Raw genomic sequence first — 8,637 nt, 5'->3', positions numbered from 1 at the left:
GGGGCTAGATATGCTAACACTTAAAGAAATGGTTAACGAAAAATATGAGGGTTTATCCATCGATTTAACTGGCAAGTTTATTATTACAGATAGGGATTACAGGATCATCATTAAATAAAAATAATTTTCAAACCGCGTCGAATCTGTCATGGAAATAAAGTATAATCTTTGAAATTGAATCTATTATATGCTAAACAGCGGTAGATGAAAGTAGCCCCATCCAGTGCTGAGTAAGTCTAGCGGCTAAGCCCGAGCAGACTGGACTTAAGTAATACCCGTATAAGTATTTCGTCATTTTACTTGAACTTACATCAATGCTTAATTTAATACCCTGAATAACGCTATTCCGTTACAAGAAACAGGTCGATTATGGTCAGATACAACCATGATTGAACTGTTTTTCGTTATTTTCGTCTTCTTGTAGATGTTGCGAAGTGGTGTCGGAAACCAGATGCTTGCCAATATTCTGGAAGGCGGAAGCAATATCCTGGTGAATGCAATCGATACGTGCATCGTATGGAATGGCAGGGACAATTACGGATTGGACTATGGGACCCAAACCGGTAGGGGATGTTGACCCGACGGATAATCCGTATGGAAAGAATGCAGGATAATTGGCGGGGAACCTCATCAGCATAGGCCTACCGTTGAAGTATTTGAACAGTGTAAAAACCTCAGGTGCAGTGGGGAACTTCTCACCCACCTTAATGAAGTCGGTGGTAGCGGGACCGTGGACGAAGCAATGGACGCGTTCAATGATTTCAGGGATGATGGAAAGCAAAGTCTGGGTGAGCGAATAGCGGCTGTGGGATTCAATATCGTTATTGCTGGTGTGGGAGATCTAATGATTAGCGGAAATCGAAGCTAAAGCAAAGGAGATAGAGGAGACCCGTATTTGGGGGGACGGGTAAAGCTACTCAAGCCGAAGGTAAACTGAATTTTACACCTGAGGAAATTACAAATCTAAAGAAATATCCTGACGGCCCCGCAAACGTCATTTATGGAACCGAATGCGAACGGGGGGATTCTTGGCGATGAAGCTGCGTATGGAATCCACTTTGATGCGCCGACGGGGATTCCCACCTCAGAGAATTTATACGCCAATGCCTTGGGTAAAAACTATTTGTTTGAGCATACCTTTGCCAATATGACAGGGTTTGATTCGGTATAAATGCAGCATAAAAGTTACATATGTGACGAAATGGGAGGAAGCACAGCCGGATCTTAAGGGACCAAACGGAACAAAGACTCCCTAACCACCAAAACCTAAAACGGGGAAGTTTGACAAAACCCATGAATTTGAATTGAACACCAAGGGAATATGCATACTGGCAAATAGATCAGTTATCCGTCTATCGAATTGATCATGCACGCATGGAGAACTATGCGCTACCGGGAGGAGCAGTTCACATTACCCCGAGGGCTGCAGGAGCAGTCCATACAGGATGTGGGGATTATGGAGAAGGTGTACCGGCTGGGGCGGCTGTAATTGAAACTCTGCTCGACCCCGAGGAGGCCGCACGGAAAGTGTATTTTATTGAGTATTGTACGGTCAGGTAACTGTTGGTACTAATTTGTCAGGGTTTATTAGATGCAGAGGAAGAGGGCATGGCATCAACGAAGCAAGTATTCAATGCGGATGAAGTCCAGCGTCTTTAGACGAAAATAAGCCAGTCAACCAGGATGGATGTACTGACAGGACTATACAAACAATGGGAGGTATAAATTATTTTTGAAGAGAAGCATTATCAAAATACTAAGTGGTTCTTAAGTGGAGATTTAAAATTACGTCAACAAGATTTTGCAGATGGCAGAATAGGTGTTTGGGTTTCAATTCGTAAATTCAACGTTTGTTTCACAATGATCATGTATGATTTTATAGAATGGTGCCGGGATTTGGATATAGTACTGGAGGTTGATATGACCTGGAATAATCATAGAGGTTTTTTAATTGAAAGTAAGGATCAAGCGTTGGTCCGGTCAGAAATAAAAAGATTCATATACATAAGAAATATAGAACCTAGCAATGCTGATGAGGAATTTTTAGATGATGAGTGGTATTCATGATAAAACTTGAAATGTTTCATTCAATTTCCAGTTTTTTTGAAAATACAACCCTTCATGAAGTGAAGTGATCAAAGATGCGGCTAGATGAAGGAACATTATTTACAGCAAAGTATATTGAATTTTCCATAAAGCGCTGCCCACAGGCGGCGGAATTCCGAAGTTTCCGAAAACTATAGATCCAGTACAAGAATTTAAGATTCCTGGTCGATCGCCATTATTCAGTACAAATGAAGGATTTTAATTCAGGATTGACGATATTCAGACGGGTACAAAGTCACTTCCAAAGACACCCGTACAAATCCATTTCGATAATGAGATGGATATACTCCGTAGAGAAAAGGGTGGAAATGGTATTGAGGGGACGGGTAAGATTGATAATACTCCGCCTGCTTCCAAGCAAACTGAATTTGCCAGTTCTTATGAAGCAAGACTTAGTCAGACACCTGCACCTGAAAATCCAAAAGTTGGTTTTGAAGGAACTAGGGGCGAATCTAAGTGTATTCTTAAGCCGCCACCTGATCCTGAAGTACAAAAAGTATTAGAGGAGGCTGGCATTGACGGTATACAATATAATAATGCTGTACCTGACTTTTCACCTGTAGCAAAAGCGCAAGTAGAAATCGAATATATGCTAGGCGGAAAAGGAACATATGGAGGAAAAGCACGAAGGGAAAACTTCATTCAAACAGATTCAAAATTGGCTGAGCAACTCAATAGTTCTCCTGAATTAGCACGCCAATTCGGAATGGAGTCTGGTAAAATTAGTGCAAGGGATATAAAGATTTATCGTGAAAAAAACAACTTAACATGGCATGAATTAAATGACGTAAAAACAATGCAACTTGTGCCAACAAATATAAACAGTACGTTTGGACATCTTGGCGGTGTAGGAGAGATTAATGCAGGGGCATTTGAACCTGGAGGTTTTGCCAAATAAACAAAAGGAGGTAATAAAATGAAAAAAAATGATCCAATCTTTGGTGATCTTGAGTATAACTATAGTTGGTCTAAGGATACTACTATTCTTTTTTTCGGAAGAGAAACTGATATTACATTAATGATTGATGGCGAAGAAGATGGGGAATTTGATGAAGAACAGTACGTGGCATACCAAGCGTTAATGAAGAGTTGGGAGCAATTGCATGAAAGTATCCTTGAACCAATATTAAATTATTATCGACAAAAGCGACATGAATTGGGTTACGATATCGCTCAGAATGAAAATTATCCCTTAGTCGAAACAAGTGACCAAATTCTTGAGATGATTGCTCTAGATGGAATTGTGGTTCCATATGGAGATATAAGAGAAGGTCGAGATATTGGAATACTATTTAATTGCACATGGGACCAGGAAAATGGACTGGGACTTCGTTTATTGAATGAAGAGGTGGTTGATGTAGGATACCAGGATATTGTAATTTAGTAGCCAAATAAGCCAGTCAGTGCACCGCGCACCGTCCATTAAGCGGGCGGGAGATAATGAAGCCAAGCAAATTCAGGTTCTCTTGCCAGTGCGAAGAATAAACCTAATCGGTAAATCATCTAAATAGTGTGACGGGATGCGGAAATTTAATCGAATCCATTCGGGAATTACCGTTAATAACTAAGCTGTCTTGATATTCATGGATTACTCCCGATGTGACAAATTCATGACTTCAAAATGCCCTATGCTTATGTATGTCTGGTGTGATTCCTACCTGTAGAGTGTCTAACCTATAAAGGGAGACAACTTGAAAGGAGAAAGCATTCATGCAACACTCAGTCAAAGAATGCATTCAGAAGCTAGGGCTAGTACATCGAGCGTTTGTTGTCCTGCATGATATCTCATAGGAAAGGTTTCGAAGTTGCTTGTACGGCTACACTGATTCCTTCCCCCGCGCCATCCTGAATGTCATGGTACAGAATGGCTATGATGAACAGGAAGTACAGTGGCAGTATCTCTCTCGGAGGAAGTAGAGCGTTCAGCAAAAGCTAGCCGCCCCCGATGCCGCAGAAGGGGGCGAATCCATGAAACGACTACCGTTAGGCACAGCCCTAGCCCTGATGCGGCAGGAGAACTTCCTAGGACATTATTCTGATGATATGGACGAGCTTGTCGGCATCTTCGTAAAGTACGTCAAAGACCCGATATCACAGGAACAAGTCGTGCTAAGCCTCGTACATTACCTTACTAAGTCTAAACACAATGATGTCGTTCATCGAATCAGGTCTTAGCCAAGGTTGCTCAGTTTCTTAATCGGTATGATTGGCGGCTATCCGACGATCATATCGATTTCTACCGTAAATACTTGCCTTTGTTTGACTAACCTATCCCCCCGCCGTTTGCGGGGGATTTTCTTTTACAGGGGTCTTAACTGTCACATTACCTTAATCGTATAGAGAAATTGAAGGAACATCGCTTCTGACAACATAGAAAAGGATGATGAACATGGCAGTATATCAATGGTTGAATGACATGGAAAACCAGTATCCCCATGCCTGATAACACGACAATAATGCAAAGGGTTATACCTAATGAAGACATAGCAAAATATCTTGATGGAACGTATGTTCAAGTATGGGGTTATAGAGCTTCTGATGTAACTCAATTAGAAGATTATATGAACATCTATAACGTCTAAGATTAGATTACTCTGGTACAAAATTCAATGCTGCACAGATGAAATATTAAGAGTCATAAAATTCAAAACACCAGAGTCTTCAAATATAAAAATACCCTATAGCAATGAAATGGGAGGGATTGTTTCAGAGCCACAGCCCTTTACTGGTAATGGTTTTACTAAAGCGACAAATGACCAGTCCATCCCAGAGTATAAGTATGATGGATATCTGTCACTTTTTGATGGAGCGGAATTATACGAAGTAAGCAAAGAGGGTTCAGAAGTTCTATTAGCCACTTATGATGTGATTTTGGGGCAGTTTATAAAAGTTAATCCCTAGGAGGCAGTAATTATGAAGGAGAATATATACGCTCTATACAACGGAACCGAGTATGAAGCGGGTATCGCTAATGACCAAGAAGTTGTTTTGCGTTCGAATGACCCTGCAGTTCTAAATCGAGGATTTATTTTGTACAAAGGACTAAAGTACATCAAAAAAGTTAAGAGAACTGAGTTGACGGATATATATAAGAAATATTACCAAGCGAAATATAAGAACTACCAATTTGTTGTCACTGAAGATTCAGATGATAAATTGTTAATTATTGCAACCTACATGGATTATAAAATTTGTGAACAGCTAGGTATGGAAATGGTAGATAGAGGCGTGTACCAAAAGTGGGTTCAAAAAAATGAAGTGGAATTAAGTATCACTCGGAAACCAATATAGATCTTTTTGAGAAATAATCTCTATACACGCTTGTTTCGGTTGAGGGGGAAGCACATGGCGTCAACGAAGCTAGTATTTAGCGTAGATGAAGTTCAGCGCCTGCGAACAAAAATAGGTCTGGTGAGCCAGGACACGAATCAGCTATACCTGCAGTTGAAAGGCCAGACCAACAACTGGAGCGGTATTCCGTTAGGACAAAACCTGGTGCAGGCCCAGGTGCTCATCAATGAACTGACGGTGGAAGCAGAAAAACTGGAGGATCTCATTCGGAGCGCGGTCCAAGGTGTCCAAAACGTTCAGGAAGAGAACAAGCGGCAAACCAGCAAGCTCACCCAGCCGTTCAGCCTCTTTGCAGGCATGTTGGGAAGTTTTGGGGGGAACGGAAGCCAAGGGAGGTATTCGATTCCAACCTTTGCTCAGAAAGCAGCGACGAAATTGATCTCCTCCATTGCTGCCCTAATAGGCCGGGATGAACTGGATAGCGATCCGATGGTAAGGAATCTTCGGGACATCCTTCAAAAGTCCGGTCTAGAGACCGTAGAAGGTATCGCAGCGCAAAGCAAGCTAAATGATATCAACGAAGCGCGGAATCTGATCGCGAAGGCGCAGACAGCCTTCGAGGTATACGAAGTTTTTGGAAATCAAACACAAATGGATGCGATGCACAAGCTGGCGGAGGATGCGCGTAAGAAGCTGGAGTCCCTAGGCGTAGACAAGGTTCAATATGAGGCGGGGAAAGATCTAAGCGCGTATTTCAAGCAACCGGCGGTGAAGGCGTGTGACTACGATCCGTCAATTACGTCGGGTAATGTACCGCTAGTGCAGAATGAGACGTATCAACTGCTGCTGCGGACAGCGATGGAGAAAGGGGACAAGGGCAATTGGGCGAAGGGGCAACTGGAAGGTATTCATGCTACTATGAAGCAAATGATCGCCACTGGGGTCAATTTGAGAGTGCATGTGATGACGAGCAAAGGTGCAGAAGCTTGGGGGGACGTTGCCCAATTAACTTCCTCGATCGTCCAATTAGGAAGCTATAATCTGTTTGCAACAAAAACGCCGGATGAAAAAGAGGAAGCCACTGAGACAAAGAATGCCTTCTTTAAATCATTGGACAGTTTCAAAGAGATTGGGACAGGGTTTGTAGATACGTTAAGAACCCGTGCAGAAAAGGCGATAGATTCCCCCTATGACTTTTTCAATTGGCTGACGATAGGGGTAACAGGGGATCTTCCCACTGCAGCGTATGAGGGAGCAAAAGCCCGATCTGACCATATGTTTGATTCGACGGAGAAGTTCGCGGATTGGTTGACGCTCGGGACCGTTGAGATGGCGAAGAGAGCATTCAATCCAGAAGAAGCCTGGTCAGCTGACCATTGGCTTAACAGTCTGGGAATGGTAACATTGTTGTTTGGCCAGTCGAAAAGTCCTTGCTTCCAACAGGCGGCGGAATTCCGAAGTTTCCGAAAACTATAGATCCAGTACAAGAATTTAAGATTCCTGGTCAATCGCCATTATTCAGTACAAATGAAGGATTTCAATTCAGGATTGACGATATTCAGACGGGTACAAAGTCACTTCCAAAGACACCCGTACAAATCCATTTCGATAATGAGATGGATATATTCCGTAGAGAAAAGGGTGGGAATGGTATTAAGGGGACGGGTAAAAAGACAGGAAAATTAGAACTATCAGATATCACAGAAGAGATAATGGAGACAGAGCCCAAGTACGCTAGAATTCCAGAAAGATGGTATGCTAAAGGTGGGCATATTTCTATTGATGAAAAAGGAGTCTGGACGTAGACTAACAAAAGTGGAATATCGATAAGTTATCCCAATGGATTCCCGGATTTTTCAAAATATTATCACCCTAATGTAAAACCAGTAGAAATTGAATATGCACAACCTAAAAATTATCCAAAAGACTATGAGGCGGCAAACACAGAGGCAGGGCTTAGTAAATCATCTAATCCATCTGTGCCAGAAAAAAATAAGCCTCCAGAAGGATACACTTGGCATCATTTTGAGGATGGAAAGACAATGGTACTAGTTGAAAAAGATATACATGACGAATTTAAACACATGGGCGGACAGTCCATTGTAAATGGAACTGGAGGAGATTAAATTGGAGATACAAGGAGACAATGAAGTTTTAACAGAATCTAGACTTCAAGACTTTGAAAGAATAATCGAAGTTCAACTTCCCCAACAATATCGAGAATTTTTATTGAAATACAATGGGGGTTATCCTAGACCATATTACTTTAATATTTCTAAAGAGAAAGGCATTGGTATGGTAAATATTTTCTATGGTATTGGTGAAATGTATGACAATTTAGACAAGAAAATTGATATATTTGACGATATAATGGATATTGGCTTTATTCCAATTGCAGATGATTCGGGTGGAAATCAAATTTGTTTAGGTCTTACTGAAAAGCATTTTGGGAATGTTTATTTTTGGATTCATGATGAAAACCCAGAGGATATGAGTAATATGTACTTCCTTACTAAGGATTTTGAGGGATTTTTAGAGAAACTATACGATGAGATGGGAAAATAATTAGATTATTATTCTTCGATGCATTGGAATAAAAGTTATTTTTTTGTGTGGGCTACCCAGTGCCGATTGAACCCATGATTCAACCATTAGCACACTTAACCCATGTAATACCGCTACATGATTTCTTGATTTCCTTTGTACGCACGTAAATGCTTGATTAGTATAACCTAATTAACGCTCAAGCGTTACATATAACAGGTCGATTATGGTCAGATACCACCATGATTGACCAGCTTTTTGTTATGTTCGCTTTCTTGTAGTTTTTTCAATTTCACTCGCAACTTTAGATACCCTGTAGCGATAGTGAGAGGGAGGAAGATAGAACCGCACCTTCCAAGACGGATAGCAAGACAGACAACTTTAAGTAAGGTGTTATTAAAAGAATAGGACTTTGTCCGCAATTTAACTGACACTTGCAACGATAATTAAGGTGCAGTGAAGAATCGTGAGTTGTTTCATATGCAATATCAGGATAAAGTTGAATTCAAAGATACACACCTCATCCAACTTATTTGCGTACGATGTATAAGAGTCTGACCGTAGCAATAACGCACTAGATTCTTAGTGTATTCTTTTTTGACTTTGAAACGAAGGTCAGTTGATATGAGATGTGCAGGTAATGCCTACCATCGCTAATTCCCGTAGATGTCCGTAAACTCGACTGCAATGCAAGCC

General features: G+C 41.2%; 11 protein-coding genes. All 11 read left to right on the top strand.

Features of this window, described 5'->3' with window-relative positions; translation table 11 throughout:
- Positions 1-730 precede the first annotated feature (730 nt).
- The 11 genes from A3842_RS32375 to A3842_RS05245 all read left to right on the top strand — a co-directional run bounded on the left by A3842_RS32375 (position 731) and on the right by A3842_RS05245 (position 7,962).
- Entirely contained in the window at positions 731-868 is a 138-nt protein-coding gene (locus A3842_RS32375) for a hypothetical protein (RefSeq protein WP_178382295.1), read from the top strand.
- Between the two features lie 132 nt (positions 869-1,000).
- Positions 1,001-1,171, top strand: coding sequence for a DUF5704 domain-containing protein (locus A3842_RS32370; RefSeq protein WP_178382294.1), 171 nt, complete (start codon positions 1,001-1,003; stop codon positions 1,169-1,171).
- A gap of 164 nt (positions 1,172-1,335) precedes the next feature.
- Positions 1,336-1,560 carry a DUF5704 domain-containing protein gene (locus A3842_RS33705; protein ID WP_371915983.1) on the top strand — a complete coding sequence of 75 codons (225 nt, stop codon included), beginning with the start codon at positions 1,336-1,338 and terminating at the stop codon, positions 1,558-1,560.
- Between the two features lie 823 nt (positions 1,561-2,383).
- Positions 2,384-3,004 (top strand): HNH endonuclease, encoded by a 621-nt coding sequence (locus A3842_RS05285; RefSeq protein WP_083609487.1) that lies wholly within the window; start codon positions 2,384-2,386, stop codon positions 3,002-3,004.
- 18 nt (positions 3,005-3,022) lie between these two features.
- Positions 3,023-3,490: a DUF6985 domain-containing protein gene (locus A3842_RS05280; protein ID WP_074100690.1), complete on the top strand. Its 468-nt coding sequence runs from the start codon at positions 3,023-3,025 to the stop codon at positions 3,488-3,490.
- 1,307 nt (positions 3,491-4,797) lie between these two features.
- Positions 4,798-5,007 (top strand): hypothetical protein, encoded by a 210-nt coding sequence (locus A3842_RS31865; protein ID WP_143186166.1) that lies wholly within the window; start codon positions 4,798-4,800, stop codon positions 5,005-5,007.
- A 12-nt stretch (positions 5,008-5,019) separates the two neighbouring features.
- Positions 5,020-5,397 (top strand): hypothetical protein, encoded by a 378-nt coding sequence (locus A3842_RS05265; RefSeq protein WP_074100689.1) that lies wholly within the window; start codon positions 5,020-5,022, stop codon positions 5,395-5,397.
- Between the two features lie 54 nt (positions 5,398-5,451).
- Complete coding sequence (locus A3842_RS31445; RefSeq protein ID WP_256701522.1) at positions 5,452-6,873, top strand: hypothetical protein; 1,422 nt, start codon at positions 5,452-5,454, stop codon at positions 6,871-6,873.
- Between the two features lie 140 nt (positions 6,874-7,013).
- Positions 7,014-7,202 carry a hypothetical protein gene (locus A3842_RS33190; RefSeq protein ID WP_256701521.1) on the top strand — a complete coding sequence of 63 codons (189 nt, stop codon included), beginning with the start codon at positions 7,014-7,016 and terminating at the stop codon, positions 7,200-7,202.
- Positions 7,203-7,217: 15 nt separating this feature from the next.
- Complete coding sequence (locus A3842_RS33185; protein WP_305953371.1) at positions 7,218-7,523, top strand: HNH endonuclease; 306 nt, start codon at positions 7,218-7,220, stop codon at positions 7,521-7,523.
- A gap of 1 nt (position 7,524) precedes the next feature.
- Positions 7,525-7,962, top strand: coding sequence for an SMI1/KNR4 family protein (locus tag A3842_RS05245; protein WP_083609486.1), 438 nt, complete (start codon positions 7,525-7,527; stop codon positions 7,960-7,962).
- The last annotated feature ends 675 nt before the right edge of the window (positions 7,963-8,637 follow it).

It is taken from the genome of Paenibacillus sp. P3E (assembly GCF_001909045.1).
In the GTDB taxonomy this organism is placed as follows: Bacteria; Bacillota; Bacilli; order Paenibacillales; family Paenibacillaceae; genus Paenibacillus_AQ; species Paenibacillus_AQ helianthi.
Note: the sequence above shows the minus strand (reverse complement) of the source record. Positions and strands in the feature narration are given on the sequence as shown.